This is a genomic window from Embleya sp. NPDC050154 (genome assembly GCF_044460165.1).
Lineage (GTDB): Bacteria > Actinomycetota > Actinomycetes > Streptomycetales > Streptomycetaceae > Embleya.
The window spans coordinates 1-22,777 of sequence record NZ_JBITJP010000038.1 but is presented as its reverse complement, the minus strand read 5'-3'; the positions used below and the strand labels follow the sequence as shown (position 1 = coordinate 22,777).

The 22,777-nt window shown below is 69.3% G+C and carries 19 protein-coding genes; 6 read left to right on the top strand and 13 right to left on the bottom strand.

The features are described from left to right. Window positions 1-251: 251 nt before the first annotated feature. Complete coding sequence (locus ACIBSV_RS45880) at window positions 252-581, bottom strand: hypothetical protein (RefSeq protein ID WP_395873487.1); 330 nt, start codon at window positions 579-581, stop codon at window positions 252-254. 1,454 nt (window positions 582-2,035) lie between these two features. On the opposite strand from ACIBSV_RS45880, the gene ACIBSV_RS45875 reads away from it, so the two are divergent. Genes ACIBSV_RS45875 through ACIBSV_RS45865 form a run of 3 tightly spaced genes read left to right on the top strand, consistent with a single transcriptional unit; the run spans window position 2,036 to window position 3,315 of the window. Beyond that, window positions 2,036-2,575 (top strand): DUF6879 family protein, encoded by a 540-nt coding sequence (locus tag ACIBSV_RS45875; RefSeq protein ID WP_395873486.1) that lies wholly within the window; start codon window positions 2,036-2,038, stop codon window positions 2,573-2,575. A 15-nt stretch (window positions 2,576-2,590) separates the two neighbouring features. Further along, the gene (locus ACIBSV_RS45870) at window positions 2,591-2,887 is read left to right on the top strand and encodes a helix-turn-helix domain-containing protein (RefSeq protein WP_395873485.1); all 297 of its coding nucleotides are present in this window, start codon (window positions 2,591-2,593) and stop codon (window positions 2,885-2,887) included. Continuing rightward, window positions 2,848-3,315, top strand: a complete 468-nt coding sequence (locus ACIBSV_RS45865) for a Scr1 family TA system antitoxin-like transcriptional regulator (protein ID WP_395873484.1) — start codon at window positions 2,848-2,850, stop codon at window positions 3,313-3,315. The genes ACIBSV_RS45870 and ACIBSV_RS45865 overlap by 40 nt, the downstream gene beginning before the upstream one ends. Before the next feature lie 185 nt (window positions 3,316-3,500). Here the strand turns inward: ACIBSV_RS45865 and cyaB are convergent, their stop codons facing one another. Next, complete coding sequence (cyaB, locus tag ACIBSV_RS45860; protein ID WP_395873483.1) at window positions 3,501-4,064, bottom strand: class IV adenylate cyclase; 564 nt, start codon at window positions 4,062-4,064, stop codon at window positions 3,501-3,503. 15 nt (window positions 4,065-4,079) lie between these two features. Then, window positions 4,080-4,589 (bottom strand): hypothetical protein, encoded by a 510-nt coding sequence (locus tag ACIBSV_RS45855; RefSeq protein ID WP_395873482.1) that lies wholly within the window; start codon window positions 4,587-4,589, stop codon window positions 4,080-4,082. 424 nt (window positions 4,590-5,013) lie between these two features. On the opposite strand from ACIBSV_RS45855, the gene ACIBSV_RS45850 reads away from it, so the two are divergent. After that, window positions 5,014-6,606, top strand: a complete 1,593-nt coding sequence (locus ACIBSV_RS45850; RefSeq protein ID WP_395779205.1) for an ISL3 family transposase — start codon at window positions 5,014-5,016, stop codon at window positions 6,604-6,606. A gap of 1,596 nt (window positions 6,607-8,202) precedes the next feature. On the opposite strand, the gene ACIBSV_RS45845 is transcribed toward ACIBSV_RS45850, so the two are convergent. The 6 genes from ACIBSV_RS45845 to ACIBSV_RS45820 form a co-directional block, all read right to left on the bottom strand. Next, window positions 8,203-10,140 carry an ABC transporter ATP-binding protein gene (locus tag ACIBSV_RS45845; protein ID WP_395873481.1) on the bottom strand — a complete coding sequence of 646 codons (1,938 nt, stop codon included), beginning with the start codon at window positions 10,138-10,140 and terminating at the stop codon, window positions 8,203-8,205. Between the two features lie 342 nt (window positions 10,141-10,482). Continuing rightward, on the bottom strand, window positions 10,483-11,565 hold the full coding sequence (locus ACIBSV_RS45840; RefSeq protein WP_395873480.1) for a hypothetical protein: 1,083 nt from the start codon (window positions 11,563-11,565) through the stop codon (window positions 10,483-10,485). Between the two features lie 4 nt (window positions 11,566-11,569). Then, window positions 11,570-13,618 carry a methyltransferase, FxLD system gene (gene fxlM / locus ACIBSV_RS45835; RefSeq protein ID WP_395873479.1) on the bottom strand — a complete coding sequence of 683 codons (2,049 nt, stop codon included), beginning with the start codon at window positions 13,616-13,618 and terminating at the stop codon, window positions 11,570-11,572. Between the two features lie 48 nt (window positions 13,619-13,666). Continuing rightward, entirely contained in the window at window positions 13,667-14,740 is a 1,074-nt protein-coding gene (locus ACIBSV_RS45830; RefSeq protein WP_395873478.1) for a lanthionine synthetase C family protein, read from the bottom strand. After that, on the bottom strand, window positions 14,737-16,776 hold the full coding sequence (locus ACIBSV_RS45825) for a lantibiotic dehydratase family protein (protein WP_395873477.1): 2,040 nt from the start codon (window positions 16,774-16,776) through the stop codon (window positions 14,737-14,739). The genes ACIBSV_RS45830 and ACIBSV_RS45825 overlap by 4 nt, the downstream gene beginning before the upstream one ends. Window positions 16,777-16,858: 82 nt before the next feature. Further along, window positions 16,859-17,041 carry an FxLD family lanthipeptide gene (locus ACIBSV_RS45820; RefSeq protein WP_395873476.1) on the bottom strand — a complete coding sequence of 61 codons (183 nt, stop codon included), beginning with the start codon at window positions 17,039-17,041 and terminating at the stop codon, window positions 16,859-16,861. Between the two features lie 258 nt (window positions 17,042-17,299). On the opposite strand from ACIBSV_RS45820, the gene ACIBSV_RS45815 reads away from it, so the two are divergent. Beyond that, complete coding sequence (locus ACIBSV_RS45815) at window positions 17,300-18,592, top strand: helix-turn-helix domain-containing protein (RefSeq protein WP_395873475.1); 1,293 nt, start codon at window positions 17,300-17,302, stop codon at window positions 18,590-18,592. On the opposite strand, the gene ACIBSV_RS45810 is transcribed toward ACIBSV_RS45815, so the two are convergent. The 4 genes from ACIBSV_RS45810 to ACIBSV_RS45795 all read right to left on the bottom strand — a co-directional run bounded on the left by ACIBSV_RS45810 (window position 18,578) and on the right by ACIBSV_RS45795 (window position 21,111). Beyond that, complete coding sequence (locus ACIBSV_RS45810) at window positions 18,578-19,210, bottom strand: HAD family hydrolase (protein ID WP_395873474.1); 633 nt, start codon at window positions 19,208-19,210, stop codon at window positions 18,578-18,580. The genes ACIBSV_RS45815 and ACIBSV_RS45810 overlap by 15 nt on opposite strands. A gap of 117 nt (window positions 19,211-19,327) precedes the next feature. Beyond that, on the bottom strand, window positions 19,328-20,020 hold the full coding sequence (locus ACIBSV_RS45805) for a helix-turn-helix domain-containing protein (protein ID WP_395873473.1): 693 nt from the start codon (window positions 20,018-20,020) through the stop codon (window positions 19,328-19,330). Window positions 20,021-20,172: 152 nt separating this feature from the next. Beyond that, a complete protein-coding gene (locus ACIBSV_RS45800; RefSeq protein WP_395873472.1) occupies window positions 20,173-20,466 on the bottom strand; it encodes a hypothetical protein in 294 nt (97 codons plus the stop codon). Window positions 20,467-20,562: 96 nt separating this feature from the next. Further along, window positions 20,563-21,111 (bottom strand): hypothetical protein, encoded by a 549-nt coding sequence (locus ACIBSV_RS45795; RefSeq protein WP_395873471.1) that lies wholly within the window; start codon window positions 21,109-21,111, stop codon window positions 20,563-20,565. Between the two features lie 567 nt (window positions 21,112-21,678). On the opposite strand from ACIBSV_RS45795, the gene ACIBSV_RS45790 reads away from it, so the two are divergent. After that, a complete protein-coding gene (locus tag ACIBSV_RS45790; RefSeq protein WP_395873470.1) occupies window positions 21,679-22,188 on the top strand; it encodes a hypothetical protein in 510 nt (169 codons plus the stop codon). Window positions 22,189-22,777 lie beyond the last annotated feature (589 nt).

Here is a 22,777-nt window from a genome sequence, read left to right as displayed (position 1 = left end):
GTCCGGGTCCTTAGGATCCACCGCCACCGGAGCCGTCCCGGTACCCGTCCCCGCCGACACCGTCGAACCCCCACCCGAAGGCTTCCCAGGTGGTTTTCCGGAGGTAGCGGCTCCCAAGCTCAACTCACTGCCGTCACCGCCCAGTTCGATGTCCACACCAGGCGGCAGCGGCGGAGGTGTCGGGGTAGCGGCCCAGGCGTGAGCGGTGCCGGCCACCAAAATGAGCGCCGTAGCCGTTATGACTCGGTTGGTTAGCATGTGCGATCCCTTTCCGAGCGCATGTCCGCGATCACCCAAGAGCCTCCGGCGCTCGGCTGTTGGGCGATGAAGGTCTTGACGTACCTGGGCGACTGCGTGGGTACGGAGAACGGCTTACCAGTGTCTCGGTAGACCGGGACGCGTTGACTGGTGTCGATACAGTCCTCCACCGTGACCGAAGGCGGCGTACCGGTGAGCACTGTCATCACCACCTTCGGGGCCTTCACCCCCTGCGGCCCGCGCACCACCACCCCGTCGTTGTCGACCTGGGTCACCACGCCACGCAGGAGTGCGGCGGCACGGCCCGTTGCGACCTTGGCCAAAGCTCCTTCGTCAAGCGGGTCGCCGCCCTCCAACGCCGCCTGAAGAGTCCTGAAGCGGTCGTATACCTCGAGAACCTGGGTTCGTGCCGCATCCTCGGCACTCGCCGTGTGTGGGACTGGGCTCAATGGCGGAGCCGACGAAGGACGGGGCTTCGGCTTGGACTCGTCCGCCCCACCGCACCCTGCCACGGCCACCACCGACAGCAGCATGGCTATCGCGGCTGTTCCCCTACTCCGACTCACACGCCCTCCCCGACGATCCGATCACACAACGTATCGAGGAGGTGTCGCTGGTCCCAGACCCGTGACGACTTCAAGTCTCTTCCAGGAGGATCACGCACATGCAAAATGGCACTTTATCTAGCTTTACGCACTGTGAAATGTGAACGCGGGAAGCGCATGGAGCCTGCCTGTGCGGAGGGACGTTGCGATCTGGTGCGTGGGCTTCGCCAGCGCCTCTCACCGCCGCCGCCGACACTCAACCGTTGAGCTACGAACGCGCAACGCAGCCGACTCCACGGCGGCGCCTCGTAACGAGCCACCACCAGGCCGGGCTTCGGATCATCGCCCCCTCCCGCTTGGGAACTTCCGATGGCGCACGTACTGATTGCGCCCGCCGGCCGACTTTGATCGGTGGTTGCCGGGTCGTAACTCCCGCCTGAGGGCACGGGTTCGAAGTCCGGGCCAACCCCGCCTCCCAGTCAACGCACATCCGCGTCCGGTGAGCCTCGCGCCACCCCGTCATGTCCGGGATGACGCATGCTTCGTCTTCTCCGGACGGCCGCCCAGCCGGCCGTCAAGGTTCCGGGACGCTCGCATTCGACTCCGGGGGCCGCCGTCGCCTCGGCCGTCGGTTTCGTGCCGCGCTCACACCACTTCGATACGCTGCCTTCCGCCGTGATAAGGATCTCCAAAAATCAAGAGATTCTCATTACCACCACCCCAATCGGACGAAGCTGCAGATAACGACTGTGCCGGGTTGCCTGGATTCGTCCGCAGGGAGGATCGTGCAGAACATCGTGTACATCCGCCGATCGGGGGATCAGGATGCACCTGGAGTTCGTGGCGATCGACCCGGATACCCGGGATGGCAATTGCCCCACCGTCTGGGTCGAACGGGACGCCGGGGAACTGATCCTTCAGGGCTGGAACGCCCTGCCGGGACACGCGACCGAGCCCGTTCGTGAAGGGGAATCGATCGTCCGACTGCCCGCACGTATGACGCACGGCGTGCGGACGGCGTGTGACATCGCGGAGCGGTGCAACCCGGCTCCCGCAACCGACTCGGCTACCGCGCCGGCGGTGCGAGTCGACACTCGAACCGGGGAACTGGTCGTGCGAGGCTGGGACGCACCGGCGGACATCCTCGCGGGCTGCTTGGAGACGGGGCATCCCCGAGAGTGAATCGGTGGTGCGGCTGCCGATTTGGACGGTAGACGCGGTACGGAGGGCATGTGACATCGCTGACGGCCTGGTCTCCGGATCAGCCTGACTACCCGGCGCTGCTGGACGATTGCCGTTCCTCGGCAGTGCACATGGAGATGCGCGACGCGTACGCGGTCTCCCACGAGGACGAGGACTGGTCGGCGTGGTTGGCAAGGGACCGCGACCCCGCGCGCAACGAGGAACGATGGTCGCCGTTCTGCGAGGCGATGGCGCGGGCGACCGCGCGCGGCGTGGTGGCACGGCGGCTCCGAGTCGTCTCCACGCCGGTCACGGAGTACGCGAAGTTCGAATACGCCGGTACCCCGGCCAACGTGCGCGCCGGGGAACTGGATCGGTGGCTTCCCAGAGCCGATGCCCGGGAACTGCTGCTGCCCGCGCTGGACTTCTGGGTGCTGGACGGGCAGCGGGTGCTCCTGCACCACTTCGACGGCGACGGCGGATGGCTCGGTCACGAGTTCGACGACGACCCGGACCTGGTGGGGCTCTACGCAGGCGCGTTCGACCGGCTATGGCATCGCGGTACCCCACACGAGGACTTCAAGGTCTGAACCACCGTCTCGATCATGGCCAAGTCCCCGTCCTCGGCCGCGCAGCATGCCCGTGAGACACTGGCGGCCCGGCTCAAGGAAGTAATGCTCCGCGCCGGCCTGGACGGAGTGAAGGTGGCCGCAGCCGCCGGATGGCACGCTTCCAAGTCGTCGCGGCTCCTGACCGCGACGACGCTGCCCAGCGTGAACGACATCCGGGTGTGGTGTCGCGTCTGTGGCACCACAGGACCAGGTCGACGACCTCGTGGCCGCGATGTTCACGGTCGAGGTAGATGTACTCGTCGTGGAAGCGCCGCGAACGCGGAGGGCTGACCCGCCTCCAGAACTCCTACCTACCGCTGTACGAACGCACCCGGACGTTCCGCACCTACGCCTCGGACATGGTGCCCGGAACCCTACAGACACACGACTACGCGCAATCGCTGTTCGCCACCCTCTCGCGGTTCCGGGGCGTACCGGACGACTCCGAGCGAGCCGCCGCGGCGCGGGTGGAACGATCGCGGATCATGCAGCGTCCCGGACGGCGTACGTTCGCGTTCCTGCCCGAGGAGGCGGTGTCGCACCATCGAACCGCGGACGCCCAGGGGATGTCCGGGCAACTCACCCACTTGCTCGCCGTCATGACGTATCCGCAGGTGTCCATCGGGATCATCCCGTTCGCGGTCAGTCCCGTCACCGCGCCGGCCGCCGGGCGGTGTGGGCGATGGAAGCCTTCAGCCTGGTCGGACCGTCACGTGTGAATCATGCCTCTGACCTGCGTCGAAGCAATTTTTCAAGATCGATTCCGTTGACAGTGTTGCGAGCTTGGCAACGGTGACGTGCACCAAAGCCATCCCGATCACCCCTGTGCATCATCCGGAACAGCATTCCGAGCGAGCGCAAGCCCCCTCCCCGACGGAGAATTCCGATCTGACCATCGGTTGGGTTATCGCCCATCGGAGCGCCGGGCGGCCACAGCGTCCGTGTAAAGCTCGGTGGTCAACGCATCGTCACCGATCCCCAGACTCTCCAGCACGTCCCGCACTGTGGCCAAGGCGTCCGCGACCTGGTGGTCGGCCTCGACCAGGGTCTCGATCTCGATGAACGTCTCGTCCAACTCGGGGACGCGCACGAGCGTGGCGAGCAACCGGTGGCCGTCCCGCTCGAGGTCGTAGTTCCGGCAGCGCTTCTCGAACTCGATCGTCGGCGTGTACCCGAGTCCACGCAGCACGGCATGAGCGGCGGCAGCGTCCTCGACGCGCGTCTCGTGCTCCGGCTTCGATCCGGACGCCTCGTCGACCCGCGCGCCCTTGTACGTCATCATCGAGATGGTTTCGGCTCCGTGTACGGTCCTGATCCGCAGCTCGCGGTCCCCGGCCGTGAGCGTGCGTTCGGGATCGTCGTAGTACGTGTCCTGGTAGACCTCGGGGCGTCCGGCCGCCAGCTTCTCCAAGGCGTCGAGGACGTGTTCCGGGTCGCGCACGCGGGCCTTCAGCTCTGCCTCGATCATCAGGTGTCCTCCCACTCAGGCGGGCAACAGCGCGCCTTCATCCATGAGTCCGTTGAACATACGGCGAAACCCCCTGTACAGGGGGCCGTATGGCGTCTCCATGACCTTGTACAGCGCCGATTCGTGGCCCTCCCAGCCCGAGTCGAAGGCGGACACATACACGACCTTCCCGACCCGGATCAGACGCCATGTGGGGAGCGACCGGTACCAACGGATCTCAACGTCACACACGTCGGTCAGATCGCGGAGCCGGGCCGCGGTGAGACGCACTCCGTTGGCCATGCTCTCTGCGGATTCACCGATCTCCGCTGCTCGGTCGGCCAGCGCCGGGCACTCGGGATCGAGGAGGAGCACGCGCAGACGCAGGCGTTTGCCATCTGCTCGAGTCAAGGAGCTACGTAACAGCGAGTCGTTCAGGCCGATCAGGCCCAGCCCCCGGACTGCCAGCACATCCAGTTCGTCGGCCGTGCGCGCTGCGCGTTGGATCTCGTCGGCCGCGGCAGCCTGTTCGGTGAAGACGCGCACAACCTCCGGGAAGGCGGCCAGGTCGAACGCTCGGCCATCGCCACAAGCTTCACGCCGAATCGGGCATTTGCGGCAGGCATTCTGCCTGAATTCGCTTCGTAGGACAACGATCGCTCGCGCTTGGTATCAGCATGTGCGCTCCCGTTGGGCGTTGACATCGGTCACCCGCCAGCCAGCGGCGGCCGAGTCACGCGTGACGACGACGCCCTGGACGCTTCTGGACGCTGTCGTCACGACTTCTGCGGGCGTGCCGTCCCGGTTCGTGGCCCGTCGACCGCTGACGTCGATACAGTCCTCCAGCGTCACGGTGGGTACCGTCGCGGCCAGCGAGACGCTCACTGTCGGCGTCGTGTGAATCGTGGTTCTGGATCAATTTCCGTGCCAGAGCCACGGAGGGTCACCGGAGCCGCGATCATGAACGGTCGTGGCTGACGATCCCCTGCAAGACCTCTGGGTCCACCAGACCGCCGACGTCGCGGTCAACACCTTGACCATCCGCGCCGACCGCGTGACCGTCCACGCCGCCACGACCAACGACGAGGCGGGATGCCCGTCGTGCGGAACTGTCTCGACCCGGGTGCACAGCAGCTACGTACGGCGGTTGGACGACCGCGCGGCGGGCGGGCGCCGGGTGGTGGTCGAGTTACGGGTCCGCAGGTTCCGCTGCCGTGAACGAGCGTGCCCCCGGGCCACATTCGTCGAGCAGGCAGCGGGGCTGACCTTCCGTCACGGACGGCGGAGCCAGGGCCTACAGACCGCGCTCCAACAGCTCGCCCTGGCCCTGGCCGGGCGAGCCGGCTCCCGCCTGGCGGAAACCTTCGCGGTCCCGGTGAGCCGTTCCACGCTCCTGCGGCTGATACGAGCCCTGCCGGATCCGGCGCACGCGGTGCCGCGTGTTCTGGGCGTCGACGAGTTCGCCCTGCGCAAGGGCCACGTCTACGCCACGATCCTGGTCGACATCGAGACCCGCCGCGCAGTCGATCTGCTGCCCGACCGCAAGGTCGAGACCGTCCGCTCCTGGCTCGCCGACCACCCGGGTGTGGAGGTCGTCTGCCGCGACCGGTCGGCCTCCTACGCCGAAGCCGTCCGGCTCGGCGCCCCGGACGCGATCCACGTCGCCGACCGCTTCCACTTGTGGCAGAACCTCGCCGACGCGGTGGAGAAGACCGTCCTCCAGCACCGGACCCTGCTACCTGAGCCCGCCCCTGCGGCCGAGTCGGTTCCGGCTGTCGTCCTGGCGTCCGTCAACTCCGAGCCCCGCCGGACCGGCCGGCTGTCCGACCGGGTCCGCGAACAGCACGCCGCCGTCCACGCGCTCATGGACGACGGGTTCAGCCTGCGCGCCGTCGCTCGCAGACTGGACCTGGCTCGCGGCACAGTCCGCCGACTGGCCCGCGCGAAGGACCCCGACGAACTGCTCGTCGGCCGCTGGACAGGACGCACCAGCATCCTCGACCCCTACAAGCCCTACCTCGACCAGCGGTTCGCCGAGGGCCACACGATCGCCCGGCGTCTCTTCCAGGAGATCCGGCAGCGTGGCTTTCCAGGGCAGGAGCAGATCGTCCGCGAGTATGTCCGCCGACTCCGCGCGTCGTTTCCCAATCAGGACCCGCCCCGACGCAAGCCCTCTGTCAGGGACGTGACCGGCTGGATCACCCGCCGGCCCGACCGCCTGCGCGATGAAGAGGCCCAGCAGCTCAAGGAGATCCTGGCCCGCGTCCCGGCACTCGCCACCGCCGCCGGGCACGTCAGGGCCTTCGCCGAGCTGATGAACGACCGCCGCGGACGAGAACTCAAGGACTGGATCACACGCGTCCGGCAGGACCAGGTCCCGGCCCTTCGCAGCTTCGCCAACGGTCTCCTGCAGGACCTCGATGCGGTCGTCGCCGGCCTGACCCTGAGCTACAGCTCCGGCGCGGTCGAGGGCCACAACAACAAGATCAAGATGATCAAGCGCCAGATGTTCGGCCGCGCCGGCTTCGACCTCCTGCGCAAACGCGTCCTCCTCGCGGCATGACGTCGTTGGTCGTGGCGGCGTGGACGGTCACGCGGTCGGCGCGGATGGTCAAGGTGTTGACCGCGACGTCGGCGGTCTGGTGGACCCAGAGGTCTTGCAGGGGATCGTCAGCCACGACCGTTCATGATCGCGGCTCCGGTGACCCTCCGTGGCTCTGGCACGGAAATTGATCCAGAACCCGATTTCACACGACGCCGACACTCACGCTGCGCGGGGAGTGGACGATGGGCCCTCGGACCGTGATCCCATCGTCTGAGGTAGCCGAGGCCAGCCCCCGAATTACGGCGGCTGCCCGACCGGTTGCGATGCGATCCAGCTCCGCAGTGTCCAGCGCGGCCCCACCGGTGACCCGGATCTGGAGATCCCCGTACCGCCCGTACACCTCGAGCGCAGCTGTCCGGGCAGTCTCCTCGGGGCTCGGGACCGGCGTGGACTGGCTGGACGGTGGAGCCGGCGGCGGAGTGCTGCGTGCCGCAGTCGTGCCGCCGTCATCGCCACCACACCCGGCAACCGCCAACAGCACCACGGTTATCGCAGCCGTGCCCGTGCTCCGCCCCACGTGTCCCCCTCGGTCGTCAATCACGCACCGTACCGAGGAAGTACCACCACGACCACAGCCGTGACCACCGAACGAACCCTCGAAGCCGAAGCCGGCCGACTTGAGACCTCGCCCAGCGCGAGTCCACGGCGAACGAGAGCATGCCGACGGGCCGGACGGTTACCGAGCATCGGCACCGGAAATCCCCACGCAGGTGGAGGCGAACCTCGAACCCGAGCTCTGCTGCGTCAGGCGACCGGCTGCAACCGTCACGAAGTCGGCACGGCGCTGTGCCGCTACCGATCGTCGGCCGGTCCATGACCCATCGCGGCTCGCCCCACCTGTGTGGGGACTTCGGTGTCCCACAACGGTCCGGTGGTCGCCAGGATGGCTCACCCCCACTGGCGTGGGGACTTCGTGCGCGTCGTGCCGTTCGCGGCGCGCGAGGACGGCTCACCCCCACTCGCGTGGGGACTTCGCCGGTGGTCAGGTCGCTGCCAGTGGACTGGGCGGCTCACCCCCTGGTCGATCTCCATAGCCGAGAACGACGTGCCGGTACGCGGTCGAGCCGTACGCGCCGGGCCGAGCCCGGGCAAGGTCGCCCTGGGGTTCGTCGGTGGGCGGTGCGAGGTCGGGCCAGTTCACCGATCCAGAATGCCCGAGTTGCGTTTGAGGGGCGCGGCGCCTGGATCGAACTCGCCCACCTGGGGAGCCTCGTCGACCCCGCAGCACCGGGAAGTCGACCCCATCGCGCCCGCTGGGACGCCACCGCCACCGCATATCTGCTCGACCACCTCATGAGCCGGGACCCGAACCTGACCGACGCCCCGCTGGACCGCCTCAGCGCGCTCGCCGGAATCCCGATGACTCCGGACCCGCCCGTTTCCTCCCCTGTTCAGGACAGCCTCTGGGAGTAAGCACATGAACGTCACACCCACCGTCGGTCCGACGCTCCCGTCGGTGGGTTGCGCGAGTCGGGTACGAGGGGCGAGGCAAGCCGGGTCGCCGGGCACGATCGGGGTCGGCGCGCACGCGAGAGGTGTTCCGATGCATTTCGGTCACGAGTCTCCTGCGGGTCGGTAGGCGTCCCTGTCCTGTTGGAGGCGCCACAGGTCGCGCATCAGGCCGGGCCGGTTGATCAACTCGTGGAAGGTACCGGACTGCACCACGCGTCCCTTGTCCAGGACGACGACGCGGTCGGCGATCGAGGTGTTCGCCAGGTTGTGCGTGACCAGGACGACCGCGCGGTCGCCGGCAAGGTCGCGCAGACCGGTGAAGATCCGGTGTTCGGCCCTGGGGTCGAGGTCCGAGGTGGGTTCGTCCATGACGAGCAGGCCCGCGTCGCGGTGCGCGGCTCTGGCGACGGCGATGCGCTGCCACTGTCCGGGGGACAGGGCCACCCCGCCCCACCACTCCCGGGCCAGGAGGGTATTCAGCCCCGATCGCAAAGTCTTGAGGACGTCGTCGGCTCCGCCGGCCCGCGCCGCACGCTCCACCGCGCGGTCTCCGTCCACGCGTGGCTGGCCGAGTGTGATGTTCTCGCGTGCGGTCATGGGCCAGCGGGCGAAGTCCTGCGGGACAACCGAGGTCTGCCTCCACATCGCCTGCGGGTCCAGGTCGGTGACGCTGACCCCGTCCCAGGTGACGACGCCGGTGGTGGGCAGGTTGAGCCCCGACAGCAGTTTCATCAGGGTCGACTTTCCGGATCCATTCTCGCCGACGACGGCCACGATCTCGCCTTGGCGAACCTCGAAGTCAACGCCGTGCAGGGTGTCCCGGTCGGCCTCGGGGTAGCGGAAGACGACGTCTCGGAGGGCGATGTGCCGCGGTCGGTCCGGGACGATGTCGCCGCGGTCCAGGCGTTGTCCCGCCGCTTCGGTGACGAACCGTTCCCAGTCGTCGAGGTACAGGCCGGTCCGCAGCAGGTCGCGGCCGTAGCCGACCAGTCCCTGCAGGCCGGTGCTCGCCGAACGCAGGGCGAAGATCGCCGTGCCGGCGGACGCCGCGGAGATCCGCCCGGTTCCCAGCAGCAGCATCACCGCGCCCCACACCACCGCGGACGCCACCCCGGTGGCGAGGGCGCCGACGACGCCGATCTTTGCCCGGTCCCAGGCGGCTCGGTTGTTGGTGGCCTCCACCCGCACCGCGCTGGCCTTGTACTTGTCCAGGAGGTAGGGGGCCAGGGTGTCGGTGCGGACCTGGTCGGCCTGTTCCTTCGCGATCAGGTGCCACCGCAGCATCGACATCACTCGGCGGTCCTTGTGCGTGGCCACGACCGCCAGGTACGTGACCCGTTCGCCCCGGATCGAGGCCATCGCCTGCGGGATGGCTGCCAGCAGGAGCAGCGGCAACAACAGCGGATGCAGGCTGGCCAGTACGACGCCCGCAGCGATCAGCGTGGCCAGGGCGGAGATGTAGTTCTGGGACTGCCCGATCATGTCCCGGCTGACGTCCACGCCCCGCTCGGCCGCGTCGAAGCGGTCGTTGAAGCCCGGATGGTCATAGGCGGCCTGTTCGGCGTTGGTCGCCGCCTCCAGCATCTTGTACTCCGCCTCGCGGCAGATCCGGGGCGAGAGCCGGTTGGACAGGCCCTGGATGACGATGCCCAGCAACGCCCGCAGGCCGGCGGTAGCGGCCAGCACCGACACCGCCGGGACCGCCGCGCCCAACCGGCCGGGGTCGTGTGCCGTCTCGATCAGCACGGAGAACGCGGCCGTGGTCGCGAACAATCCCAGCGCGGCGGACACTCCGGACACGAGTTGGCAGGCCAGCAGCCACACGACCGCCTTGCGGTCGACCTCCCACGCCAGGGCGAAAGTTCGGCGGACCAGCGACGGGAGGCGGCGGGCCATGCTGCGACCGGTCAGCAACTCGGCCAACTCCAGGCTGTCGCCGCCCGGGTGGTCATAGGCCAGCCGCTCCTCGGCGGCGTCCTCCGAGCCCGGCTCCCCTGCGTCGCCGTCCTTGTCGCGCAGCTTGGCGGCGGTTTCCGTCACGCTCCGGCCCTCTCTTCGACTTGGCGTTCGGTCAATATCCGCGCGGCCATCTCGGGCAGTGCCGGGCCCGCGTCGAGGATCACGCGCAGCGGGTCTCTCGTGGTGTGTCGTACGCGCTCGGATCACCGGGGCGTTGCGCGTGCACGGAGAGCCGAGCGTCGGCCCGGTAGGCATCGAGCCCGGCCCGAGCGATGCGCGGAGAAAAAAGGGACGGCCTGAATCTCATCACGCAAAGTGTAAAGACCCTTACTGAAAGGCACCGTCGTGCGGAGTCGTCGGAAGGAGACCCTGCGTCGTTCTCCGGGCCGGCGACATCGTGCGAACGATCGGCCACTGGGCGGGTCAAAGCTGCCTGCGGAGTGTGATTTCGGCCTGTTCCACGGCCGCGGTCAGGGCCTGCGCGTGGGCCGTGGAGAGACTTCCGGCGCCGAGCCGCGATGCGGTCAGCACGGCATGGAGTGCCTGTGTCTGCCCACCGGTCAGATGGGAGCACACCGGGTGGTGGTTCAGGACGTCGCGGGCGGCGTAGGCATCGAGGGCGGCTACGTCGACGAGAGCGTCCCGCACGAGGACGGCGTCGGGGCTCGTGGGTTCGCGGCTCAGGTCGAGCGCGGTGAGCCCGACTCGCACCTGGAACGCGGCGGTCGCCGGGTCGGGCGGGGCGATCGCCGGGAGTGCCTCCCGCAGGGCGAGGTCAGGGTCCGGTTGCCGGGGCCGGCAGCAGGCACGCAGGAGGGCCGCGACTGCGTTCTCCCACGGTTCCGCAGGGATGCTGGTGTCGATCATGGCGCGGGCCTGCCGGTCGAGGCCGCGGTCCATCAGCGAAATGATCATGATCTGGCGGCCGTCGAGCAGTCGGTTGCCGACGCCGCGGTGGGCGGCCATGGTTTCGGCGGCCTCGGTCCAGCGGCCGATCCGCGCCAGGGCCCTGGCGCCGTCGATGAGCACGGTCACCCACAGTTCCTCGCAGACCTTGCGGTGGTCCGCGTCCGTGCCCGTCAACACCGACAGGTCGACCGCTTGGTCGCGGATTTCGGTTGTACCGCGCCGCTGGGCGGCGCGGTACAACCGCTGCAGGACCTCGTAGGCGCCTTCGCCGTCGCCTTCGCGGATGAGCAGTCGGGCGATGTTCACCACGGGCATGAGCGCCATCACGGCGATGTCCCCGGTGAGGCGTCCGGCTTCGGCGAAGACGCGGTGCTGTCTCCAGCACAGTTGGGCGGCGAGGTCGGGCATCCCGACGTCGGAGGCGATCAGCGCGGCGTAGTTGAGGACTCCGCTCGCGCGGGCCACCAGGTCGCGGTGGCCCGCGTCGGCGGGCGGGACGGCCAGCGCGGTAAGTTCGGTGATGCGCTCGGCCAGGGGTAACCCGGTTGCCTTGGGTCGGCGCACCAGGGGGATGCGGCCGGCTATCGCGGGGATCATCGGCTCAGCTCCTGCGTGGCCAGTCGACGACGAGGCGGCTGTGGGTCTTGTCGACGACGAAGCGCGGGTCGGCGGCCGTCAGTTGGTCGCGGGCGTCGCCGACGGCCATGCGGAAGCCGGGTTCGGGCGCGTTGTTGCCCCAGCCCCGGTCCCACTCGCCGATCTCGCCAGCCACCTGGTCGGCGAGCGCGGCGGCGCGTGGGCCGTGGCCGATGACGCCGATCTCCCAGAATCTTCCCTGCTCGTCCTGGCCTTCGCGCACGGTCAGGTAGGCCAGGGTGTCGCCGTCGAGGGCTGCCATGGAGCCCCATCCGAAGTGCGGGGTGAAGCCGGGGCGTGATCCGGGCATGCGGGACAGGCCGTTGGGCAGCACGGACGCCAGGTACAGGTAGAGCCACTCCCAGGGGTCGCCCTGGCGGAACTTGACGCCGGAGTAGACCTTGGTGGAGGGCTGGTCCAAGACGGTGCGGATCGCCTCGCGGTCCACGTCCTGTTCGCTGAAGGTCTCCAGGCGCACGTTGCCTTCACCGGTCATGGGCACGAGGGTGTAGACGTCGTCGCAGACGCCCTTGCGCAGGGGCACGAAGGTGGCCATCTCGCACGAGACGGTCTTCCAGGTCCGGCCGTCGCGTTCGAAGGCGAAGCTGCGGGAGATGCTGCCGCGGATGCGCATCGGCAGGACCAGGCGTCCGCCGGGGGCGAGCTGGTCGAGGATCCGCACGGGAACATCGCCTGCGCCGACGGTGAACTGGATGCGATCGAAGGGCGCGTGTTCGGGCAGGCCGGCGGCGCCGTCGGCCAGTTCGACGCTCACGTTCGTAGCCCCGGCCTGGGCGAGGTTCTTTCGGGCGCGGTCGACGAGGTCCTGGTCGACGTCGACGGTCCACACGTGGCCGTCGGGGGCGACGAGTTGTCCGAGCAGGTGGGCGTTGTATCCGGTGGCGGCTCCGGCTTCCAGGATCTTGTGGCCGTGCTCGGCGCCGAGCTGCTCGATCTGGGTGGCGACGATCGAGGGTGCGGAGATGCAGGAGATCATCTCGCCGCTCTCGTCGTACTTGATCGGCACGGCGTCGTCGACGTACGCGGCCTGAAGATCAACGCCGGGAAGGAACCGGTGGCGCTCGATGTCCCGGAAGGCGGTGACGACGGCCGAGGTGCGCAGGTGGCCGCTGTCGACGAGGCGGGTCACGAGCGCTTCGCGCAGTTCGGCGGGGTCGGTTGTGGGGGTCAGGGTGCTCTCCATCCGAGTGAGGCTAGGGGCCGGGGAGGTATCCCGGCGGGTGGACACGTCGGCTTCATTCCTGTCGGTGAAGGCGACTTGCCGGCCCAGCCAGGCCGTCGCCGCCTGCTCGTCGACGGGTACTCCGGCGCGGTTGAGGGTGAAGATCGCGTGGTGGGCGAGTACCGCGCGCAGGCCCCGTGTCAGTCGCCCGTCGGCGGCCAGTCGCCGCAGCCGGTAGCCGGCGTCCTGGAATGCGGCGACGCGCTCGACCCAGCCGGGCTCGGCGTCCGGTCGCCGGGCGGCGTCGGCGTTGATCAGGCGCCGCATGGCCGTGATCGCCCGCTCGCGTGGGGGGCCGGTGGGCGCGTCGACGGGTGGCCGCAGGGAGCCGAGCTTGGCCCAGACGTCGCCGACCTCGAAGGGGTCCAGGCCGGCCGCCCGGTTCAAGACGGACAGCAACAGGACACAGCGTTCCCTGGCGCCCGGGTTTCCGGTCTCGGCCAGGGCGGCACGGCTGTCCGCGCAGAACAGGTCGTGCGCGACGTCCATGCTGTCGGAGCCGCCGAACGCTTCGGTCTCCGGCTCGTAGACGCCGCCGACCCAGCCGGCGACCAGCCGGTCGGCGACGAGCCCGTCCAGCAGGCAGGCCACGGAGTGTTCGGTGCGCAGTCTCAGCCCCCCGTCCTTGTGCAGGAAGTGGAATCGTCGGTCGCGCAGTGCGCACGACAGAGCTCGGGCGGCCTCCGGACTCACCCCGTCGCTGACCGGGAAGGACACGGTGGCGTGCCACCAGCCCTTCTCGGTGGTGAGGTATTCGTCGTCGATGTCCATCGTCGTGGGCGCTCCTTGGTCGTGGGGCTCGGGGCGGATGAGGGCAAGTCAGGAGATCAGCAGGGCCCGGGTCCAGCCGGTGGTGTTCGTGCCGTCGAGTGCCAGGTGCGCGCCGGCCCGGCCTTCCATGAGGCCGGGCTTGGACAGCCGGTCAAGGTCGGCGGCCAGGCGCTTGCCCAGGTCTTCGATCAGCGGCGTGAACCGGGCCGAATCGGGGCTGTCGTCGGCGACGGCACGGGCGAGGGTCAGCAGGCCGGCCCAGCCGTGGCACAGCGAGGCGTCGGTGATCCGTTCCAGGCGGTCCGGGTCGGCCAGCGCTCGTACGAGGGTGTCCTCCGCGGCGAGTCGGCGGGGTTGGTCGTCCAGGGCAATCGCGGCCAGTTGCCGAGTGCGCGCGATGCCGGGTTCTCCGTAGCACCAGGACGGGCGCACGGCCACCGCCGCAGGCGGCTCGTCGGCGGACAACTGGTCGCGAGTGGTCCAGTAGCAGTGGCCGTGCCTGTCCAGCCAGCGCGCGAACACCGCGATGGCGTCGAGCTGTCCCGGCACGTGGACGCCGTGCCGGGTGGCGAGGGACAGCACCGCCAGGGGGCCGGCGATGCCGTGTGCGACACCGTTGTTGCCGTGTCCGCCGTCCATCTCCTCGCCGGCGGGCCCGGTGTCCGACCACCAGCCCGGAAGTTCCCGGCCGTCGACACGGACCGGCCGTGACAGGGAGACCAGGTACGTCAGCACCTCCTCCAGCAGCGACGTGCCGTCGTTGCGGGTCAGCAGCAACGCACCCAGCCCGCTCAAGCCCCGGATGAGGTCGAACTCCGCGAGATGCGGCAGCGCTCCGCAAGCCTGCCGTCGACGCGCCGCAGCCAGTCGGGTGGCGACGACGCGGTCGACCGCGTCTCGTACGTCGCGGTCGGCGCGACCGGCACGGCTGAGCACGAACTCCAGTGCCGGGGCGCCGTGGAACAACGACGCGTTGCCTCCGGCGCTGACGCCGCCCGCGACTGCTTGTGCCAGGCTGCTTCGCGCGCTGGCGAGGTCACCGCGTTCGAGGCGCAGCAGTGCCACTCCCAGTGGGCCCTCGGACAGGTCCTGCGTCCTGGGCGGGATAGCCGTCGCCTTCATGGTCGTGCCCGCAGCGGGATGACGATGCTGTGGGCGCGTCCGCCGATCCAGCCGTCGGCGTCCGGCGGCGGGGCGTCGTGCAGGACCGCGACGCCGGTCGGGGCGGCGGCAAGGTGGGTGCGCAGCAGGTCCAGGTGCATGTCCTGGCGCAGGTCAAGCGGGAGTTGCTGGTCGTCCTGGACCAGGAGCACGCGGTCCGGCACGCCGAACCGGCCCCTCCAGGCGTGCAGTTTCCCGGCCCACTCGTCCAACGTTGCGGTGGGGCCGGGCAGTGTCCGGGCCGGCAACTTCCATCGGGCGGGCGCAAGGATCGAACGCCGGTAGTGCAGTGCCGGGGTGAACGGCAGGGTCCAGGCCGCGCCCCAGTCGAACCACGTCACCTGTGGGGTTCCGGCGCGGCTGATCTCGGCCAGGAACCGGGCCAGGGGCGGGGTGTAGTTGTTCCACAGGAAGTTGATCGCGGTCGGCGCGAGCAACTCCAGGTGCGTCCCGGTGGCGGCCTCGGCCAGATGGAGGCGGCCGTCGCGGACACCGACGACCAGATCGGACGGGAACAACACCCCGGCTCGCCGGTGACGGAACTCGCCGACACTGACCAGCCGGGGCAGGACCTGTGGGGCACGCGTGAGCAGGTCGGCCGGGACGCGGCCAGCGTGGAAGGACAACTGGGTCGCCTCCGCGTCAGGCTCGACCGTGGGCAGGCTGGCATGCATCCAGCCGGCGGTCTGCGGGAACAGGTGCCAGAACCGGCCCGTCATCGACCCGGCCGCGCGAGAGACGGTGGCCACCCGAAGGCGGAAGTCCCCACGGTCCAGGGCCCGCGTCGAGGCGGCCTGGACCTGCACGCACAGTTCGAGGTGGGGCGGGCAGCAAGTGCGCTCGCCTGCCGCAGCCTCCAACCGCTCGATCATCGCGCCGGAGAGCACCACCGATCTGTTGCCCTCGACGGCTGCGGTGCCGGCCAGTTCCAGAAGCAGCCGATCGCGGCGGGTCATCGGACGGGGCGGCTCAAAGACGTGGTCGAACCCCTCGGGGAAGCCCAGGCCCCGGTCGGGGTCCGTCACCAGGTCCAGCGGCACCTCGACGCCCTCGCCGAAGCGGTCGGCGAACCGCTCGGCGTAGCGGCGCCATGCCCCGGTCCCCGTTGGGTGCGTGGCGAGCCTGGTCAGGACGGTCGCGGCGGTCTCCGCCTCCGTCTCCACCGCCGCGGGCAGACGGACCGAGGCGTCCAGTCGCAGGTCCGGTGCCGTCGTGCTGGTGCGGGTGTGCTGGCGCAAGTCGGGTGGCAGGGGGTCGGTGGGCTCGACGACGGTGGCGGGTGCGCGCAGCGACGACCGCAGCAGCCGCACCCGCAGGAGCTGTCCCAGCAGCCGGATCCGGTGGCGTTCGTCCGTGTCCGGGAATTCGGCGGCGAGCTTGTCCGCCAAGGCGGAGTATCGGACCGGTGACCGGGCCGCGTCGAGGACCAGCGCGACCGCGGGTGTCAGCGCGAGTGAGAACTCCGAGGCGCCCTCGGACGGGATGTGGACGCGGCCGTTCCGCAGACGGGCCAGGTTGTTGGCGCACACGTCGACGTCCGCCATCCTTGCGCCGTCCGCCTCCCACTCCCCGATCGCCGCGTCCAGCGCCACCGGGTCCGGCCGGGCGACAACCCGGTGCCGGTCGCCGAAGCTTGCCTGTGCTGCGCCCCCGAACTCGACCGGGGCCAAGCCGGCGAACAGCCCGAACGGGGTGGAGCGGTGCGCGTACCTGATCGCGTATCGGGCGGTGGCCAGTGCCGCCCGGCGTGCCCGGCGTGCCTTCGCGGGTCGCCCGTCGAGGATCGCCCGGACTTGGCGGTCCAGATCGGGGCTGGCCTCGGACACGGCCTGCCGGAAGGTGTCGTCGGCCCACACCGTGGTCAGCCACGAACGCCAGTCTTCGAGCGGGGCTGCGGGCCCCGGCCAGGGCGGCATGTCCGGCCCGGTGAGGTTCACCGCGGCGCGCAGCATCCCTGCGCCGGCACCCCGGTACAGGCTGTGTCGTAAGCGCGTCATCGCCCACGCTCCGTTCGTGGAGGAGGGGCACGCGGGCCGGACGGGAGGCTCCGTACGGCCCGTGCTCCCGGGCCGGCCTGGGCTATGAGGTGGTGCAGGCGCTCGGGCAGGAACTCCCGCAGTTGTCGCCGGTGCTGCACATCAGCACCGTCTCGGTCGCCGGCGTGTTCTCGACGATGGTGATGTCGAGCTGGAACGGGTCGTCGGCGTCGTCGGCGTCGTCCTGGCGCGGCTCGATGCTCGGCGCGATGGTTTGCGTGCTCATCTGTGCTCCTGATCCTTGTCGGAGGAACCCTGACGGGACGTGCGGCCGGCGGCCTGGTGCCACCGCGTGGCCTGGTATCTCCGGGCGCGGGCTTCCACGGCGTCCGGTGACGGACTCGGGATCGGCCGCACACGCACGGCCAGCGGATGGGCGAAGGCCCTCGCTTTATGTCCCGCGTCGAGCACACACCGCCACCGAGCGAGGGACAATGGCGGGGCCCGATCCAGGGCCGATCCCAAGCGAGGGAGGCTGTCCCTGATGTCCGATCAGCTCCGCGACGATATGCGGGAGGCGCGCAAGGCATCCGGCATGGTTTGGGCGAGACTCGCACGTGAGGCGGGGTTCGGCGAGGCGTACCTGCGCAATGTGGAGAACGGCAACCGGTCCGTGACCGTCGCCGTCGCCGCCGCCTACGACAGGGTGCTGGACACCGGCGGTACCTTCGTGGCGGCGCTGCACGCAATCGGTTCGACGATCGGCAGGGACGTGCCGTGGGACCGTCCCGGGAGCTTGACGGTTCTCGCCGAACTGCTGAATGGAAGCAGCGTGGATCGCAGAGGTTTCCTCTCGGCCGGGGCGGCGCTCTCCGTCTCGGCGAGCAGCTGGTCCAAAGCCCTGGAGCCGTTCCGGTCACCCAGGACGTCCGCGCCCCTCCCCGGCGGCCCGGCCTTGTTGGCCCATGTGGACGTCCGGCTTGATCACTTAAGGCATCTCGACGACGAACTCGGCAGCGGCGAGGTGTGTCAACTTGCCCGCGGCGAGTTGTCCTTGATCGTGAGGCTGATCAAGTCGGGTCGCTACGACGGGGCGACCGTGGACCACTTGCATTCGACGGCGTCCGAAGCGGCTCGGCAGGTGGCGTGGAGCGCGTTCGACCAAGGCCGCCCCGGCGTCGCCCAGCGCTTCTTCGACGCTTCCCTCCGCGCCTCCGTCGAGGCCCGGGATCCGATCAGCGGCGCCTATGCACTGTCGTTCGCCGCGATCCAGTGCTACTCCACTCCGGGGCAGGCGGGCAGGGCGATATCGCTCCTGGAGGCGGCGCAAGAACAGGTGAGGTGGAAGGCGACTCCGCGCATGCACGCCATGCTGGCCGCCCGCACCGCTCGCGCGCTGTCGAAGACCGGCGCGAAGAGGGAGTGCGCTCACCAACTCGGCATCGCCCGTGCGGCGTTGGACAAGGGAACCCACGACGACGACCCGAAGACCCTCTACTGGGTGGACTACGGCGAGATCGAAATGATCGCCGGCTCGGCCGCCTTGCAACTCGGCGACCCGGCCGAGGCAGTACGCCGCTTCGAGGCCGCCACGAGAGCCTCATACCCCGGCGACGACGAATACCCGCGAACCCACGCGATCTACCTGGCCCGTGCCGCCGAAGCGCACCTCGCCATGCATGACCTGGACGCCGCGGTCGCCAACGCGCGCCACGCGGCCCGATGCCTCGGCTCGGTCGACTCCGCACGCTCGGCCTCCGAGCTGAAGGGACTTCGCGAGCAGCTGGCGACACATACCTCACACGCAGCAGTGCGCGAGTTCCTACAGGTCGGATAGACCCAGCACTCCACGCAGACGGGCGGCCACGACCTTCTCGTCCAGCGCCAGGAGCGGCGTGATACCGAGCCTGTAGGCGGCAGCGAGGTTCTCCTCGCTGTCATCGACGAACAGGCACCGCTCGGCCGACACTCCGAGCTTGTCGAGCACCAGGCGAAAAATGGCGGGATCGGGCTTGCGCACTCCGTGTTCCGCGGAGAACACGACCTCGTCGAAGGTGCCGTGCAGATCGAACCCCGCGTAGGGGTCGTACGGTTCCCGCCCGAGGCTGTTCGACAACACCGCGGTTTTGATCCCGGCGGCCCGCGCCTGCCGGGCCACTTTGAGCACTTGGTGAGCAGGGAAGGCATCGTGGAGATAGCGGGCGATCAGGTTGTCGGGTGCGACGCCGATCAGGGCGGCGAACCTTTCGTTCCAGTCGGTCTGGGTGATCGCACCGAGTTCGAGCTGTCGGAACAGTTCCTGCCCCCGCGGGTCGGCCCAGGCACGAAGGAAAGTCCCCCGCGCGAGTTTCTCCCGGTCCTCGAAGCATGAGATCACCTCGACCATGTTGAAGGTCAGGACCCCGAAGAAGTCGAAGATCAAGCCGCCGTACTTGGGCTCTGCGGTTTTCGCCATCCCCAAAGCCTACGATCCGTAAGGGAGTTGCAGCACCGCTCGTGCGCACGTAGTTCTCGACCCACGACAGCGCCTGATCCGATCGGAGGCTGTGGGGCGATCGGCCATCGTGGGACGCTACCGGTCGGCGTCGGATCCGTCCGTGACTTCGTGTCGCGCGCCCGAAGCGAAGTGCGGCGCTCGGAAGGTATCGACGGAATACACCTCCACATCGAGCGCCACCGCGAATCGGGCGAGAGTGCCGAGGTCGGGCAGCGTTTCGCCCTTGAGGGCCTTCCGCACCGTGGCGGGATGGACGCCCATCGCGGCGGCGAGAGCGTGCGCGGTGACATTCCTTGCCGCCATCGAGGCGCGCAGGTTGCGGGCGAGGGCCAGTCCGTAGTGAGCGCGGCCTGCGGGCAGCAGCTGGTCAGGGGTGCCGGCCGGGTACGCCTCGATGCGTGCCCTCGCCGACCGGTGTTCGCGGTCCCAGGTCCGAATCTGCTCGACCAAGCGCTCCGCGACATCCTTCGCGTTCGGTCCGTGGCCGATCACGCCGAATACGAACAGCTCGCGCGCCGGGCTCGTCGGCCGCGACATGCGGTAGGCAGAACTCGCGCCGTCGACCACTGCTCGGCGCGGGCACAGCCGGCCTCGGAGGACACAGTGGAACAAGCCCCACCCGCAACCGTTGCCCGCAACACCTTTCACGCAACGATCCTGCATCTGGGATGGAACGCCGAGAAGGCGGCGGTGTGTGGGCTGGAGGCGGTGGCCGACCAAGAACTTCGACGCCAGGTCTTCGCCGCAAGGCGCCTTCCACAGCGCCATCCGGGGGCCGCCGATGCCGGAAGGACTCGCCGGGTTCGACGCACCGAGCCGCCCGTTCGACCCTGGCGGCCAGCCGCAAGGTGTCGGTCGGACCGCGCAGCCACGGCAGGTGTGGAACGCGCGCTCGATCGATGGCTGGCCATGGGACATGGTCAGCCGGAGGTGTCGTCCGCCCACTGGTGGTAGGGGTCCTCGACGCGTGCGGCGCCTTGGGGCGACCAGCGGAACTGGGTGTCGCCGGGGCCCTCCCGTTCCTCCACCACCCCGATCTCGACCAACCGTCGCAGGATGTCGACCAGTGCCGAACACAAGGGGTTGTCCACCTTGAACAGGTGGGAGTGGTGGGAGAGGTCGTCCGGCGGCCCGAAGAACCCGAGCGTCAGGCCCACCCTGCACAAGGCATCGTCGTAGTCGCGCCAATCCGCCAAACCCTCGGAAAGATCCATGCGCGCATCCTGCCGGCGCGATCGGAGCCGACAGGCACCGCCCGCACGCGAACCGCTGCCGGGGTCGGTCGGTTTCGGGTCTGCTCGGGAGGGCGGCTACAGCGGTTCGACGCACTCGTCGAGAAGCGCGGACATGGCGTGGCGTTCCACGAACCGTCCGCGCAAGTGGGGCAGATGGGCCGGGGTGTCGTCGGTGGGCAGGAACACGCCGTCGCAGCGGCGACAGCAGAACAGGCGTGCCCACGTCAATCGGCGCCCGCGCCAGGCCGGATACGCCACCCGATAGCGCCTCCGGTAGGCGACCAGGAACCAGGCGGCGAACCCAAGTCCCGCCCACGAGGCCGCGGATCCCAGGGTCGCGTTGATCACCAGGGCCGACACGGACATGACCACGAATGCCGCCACCAACGCCTGCCGCCACCCGCGCGCCGCCCACGGACGCCGCGGCGGCGCCAGGGAACGCGACAACGATGTCTGCGCCCTCCCTGAGCCGCGCACCGAACCGGACGCGCTCGCGAAGCCGTTCGGGCCGTCCAGGCGTATGGACGCCGTTCCACGGCTCTTCGTCACCGTCACCCCGCTCTCGTACAACGCCCGGACTTTGACGACCTGGTCGACCTGACGGCACCGTGGACAATGGATCACTGTCGTCTCCTTTCGTGGGGATACTTCGAAAGACGAACGCCTACCGGTCCGCCCCAGGCAACTCGGACACCGCACGGCAACCCGCATCCGTCCGGCGGTGTCCGGAACTGTTTTTGCTCGGTCGCGCAAACGACATCCGAGGTGGAGTCGCTTGGAGTAGGCCGCCCGACGAACATGGGGCGGGCCGAAGGGCGCACCGCGCCGTGCGGAGGCCGACCGGACCCGACCGCCCCGGACCAACCCCCGCGCTTCGGGCCCGGCCGGACCGGTGCGCCGTGAGCGCCGGCCGCGAACGGGCCGACCACCGACGCGCATCGATCGGCCCGGCGGCCCCGGGCGCCGCACACACGGCGCTTTGGGAGCGACCGGCGAAACCTCATGCCGCCGATGCCCTTCCCCCGTATTCACGCCGCCTCGACCGTTCCGCATCAGTCAACCACCCAAGTACCCTCGCCCGCACGGAGGTTCGAACACATGCTCGTACTCCCGGCAGGCCGACACTGCGGCCGAGGGCCGGTCGCGGGCAAATCTCGGCCGGTTCCCGAGCGTTGCCACAGGATGGGGTTCATGACCATCAAACGGGGTGCAGCGCACGTCCACGTCGATCACAACACGTTGGAATTGGTGGATGCGGACCCGTCCGGCCATGAGCCGCGATCTGCTACGCGCGACGGTTTGGTCACCTACGCCCCAGGCACAACGCACATCGTCGTGGGAACGCAAATGGGCTCACCGTTGGTCACAATCGAGGTGTCAACAGTCCCTCCTGTCGAGGTCGACATGGACGCCTGGGACGAGATCGTCGAGTTCAGCCAGACGACGTTCATGGGCGAGGTTGTCATATTCGATTCGGTGGTGGGTACGAGGCGCGACCTGCCGAGCCTGATCCTGGAACCGGGGTCGTCATTCCGGGTTCGATGTCATGCGCGCGGCCGGGACGAGGCGTGTCGTCCCGCCGTCAACCACTCGCCCGAGGACAGCTATCTGATTCAGATGTGGCCCGCGCCAACGGCGCCCGAGAAGATCCACAAGCTGACCGACGACTTCGGCAAGCGGGATCGCGCCTCCTTCCACTGACCCACAGGCGCGTCCCCCATCCGGATCGACCGAGGTTCTGACGGACGGCCCCGCCCTACGCTCTATTGCGGGGTGGGGCCGTTGTGGTGTCTGGACTGGCAAGGGGCCGGTCCTGGGAGCGGTCGGGGTGGGTGACCGGGCAGGGCCGGGCCGGTGGAAGGCCGTCGATGAACTGTTCGCCGTCGGGGCGCAGCGGCACGATGTGCAGGGTCAGCCTGGGGCGCGGGCTACCGGCGTGAGGTCGTCGCTGGGCTGGAACATGAGGGCTCGACTCATGTCGGGGTTGCGGTGCTCGTCCAGAAGGGCCAAGCGCAGGGACGAGCCGGGAGGAGCAGCGGGGCGGGTTCGTTGTCGGGCACGGCGGGTTCCGTTCGGCGCGGGGTGGTGGGTCATCGGCGCCGGTGGGGGTGAAGGTGGGCCGTGGGGCCCGGGTGGGGCGGCCGCGGCGGGGCGAGCTGCGGTGGCGTTGCCCAACTGCTCCTGGAGGCTGCCTAAGAAGCCGTTGTCTTATCGAACGTGGTCGCTGAGTTTCCTCTGGTCGGGCGTGAACTCGGTTGCTGTGCGGGAGGGATGACGCATTGTGTCGTCT

Excerpts from the sequence above, each read along its gene's own strand:
- ACIBSV_RS45810 (WP_395873474.1), bottom strand. The coding sequence starts at position 19,210 with ATGGCGAAAACCGCAGAGCCCAAGTACGGCGGCTTGATCTTCGACTTC.
- cyaB (WP_395873483.1), bottom strand. The coding sequence starts at position 4,064 with ATGATCGAGGCAGAGCTGAAGGCCCGCGTGCGCGACCCGGAACACGTC.
- fxlM (WP_395873479.1), bottom strand. The coding sequence starts at position 13,618 with ATGGACATCGACGACGAATACCTCACCACCGAGAAGGGCTGGTGGCAC.
- ACIBSV_RS45815 (WP_395873475.1), top strand. The coding sequence starts at position 17,300 with ATGTCCGATCAGCTCCGCGACGATATGCGGGAGGCGCGCAAGGCATCC.
- ACIBSV_RS45790 (WP_395873470.1), top strand. The coding sequence starts at position 21,679 with ATGACCATCAAACGGGGTGCAGCGCACGTCCACGTCGATCACAACACG.
- ACIBSV_RS45830 (WP_395873478.1), bottom strand. The coding sequence starts at position 14,740 with ATGAAGGCGACGGCTATCCCGCCCAGGACGCAGGACCTGTCCGAGGGC.
- ACIBSV_RS45820 (WP_395873476.1), bottom strand. The coding sequence starts at position 17,041 with ATGAGCACGCAAACCATCGCGCCGAGCATCGAGCCGCGCCAGGACGAC.
- ACIBSV_RS45800 (WP_395873472.1), bottom strand. The coding sequence starts at position 20,466 with ATGGATCTTTCCGAGGGTTTGGCGGATTGGCGCGACTACGACGATGCC.
- ACIBSV_RS45805 (WP_395873473.1), bottom strand. The coding sequence starts at position 20,020 with ATGGCGCTGTGGAAGGCGCCTTGCGGCGAAGACCTGGCGTCGAAGTTC.
- ACIBSV_RS45865 (WP_395873484.1), top strand. The coding sequence starts at position 2,848 with ATGTACTCGTCGTGGAAGCGCCGCGAACGCGGAGGGCTGACCCGCCTC.
- ACIBSV_RS45825 (WP_395873477.1), bottom strand. The coding sequence starts at position 16,776 with ATGACGCGCTTACGACACAGCCTGTACCGGGGTGCCGGCGCAGGGATG.
- ACIBSV_RS45870 (WP_395873485.1), top strand. The coding sequence starts at position 2,591 with ATGGCCAAGTCCCCGTCCTCGGCCGCGCAGCATGCCCGTGAGACACTG.
- ACIBSV_RS45840 (WP_395873480.1), bottom strand. The coding sequence starts at position 11,565 with ATGATCCCCGCGATAGCCGGCCGCATCCCCCTGGTGCGCCGACCCAAG.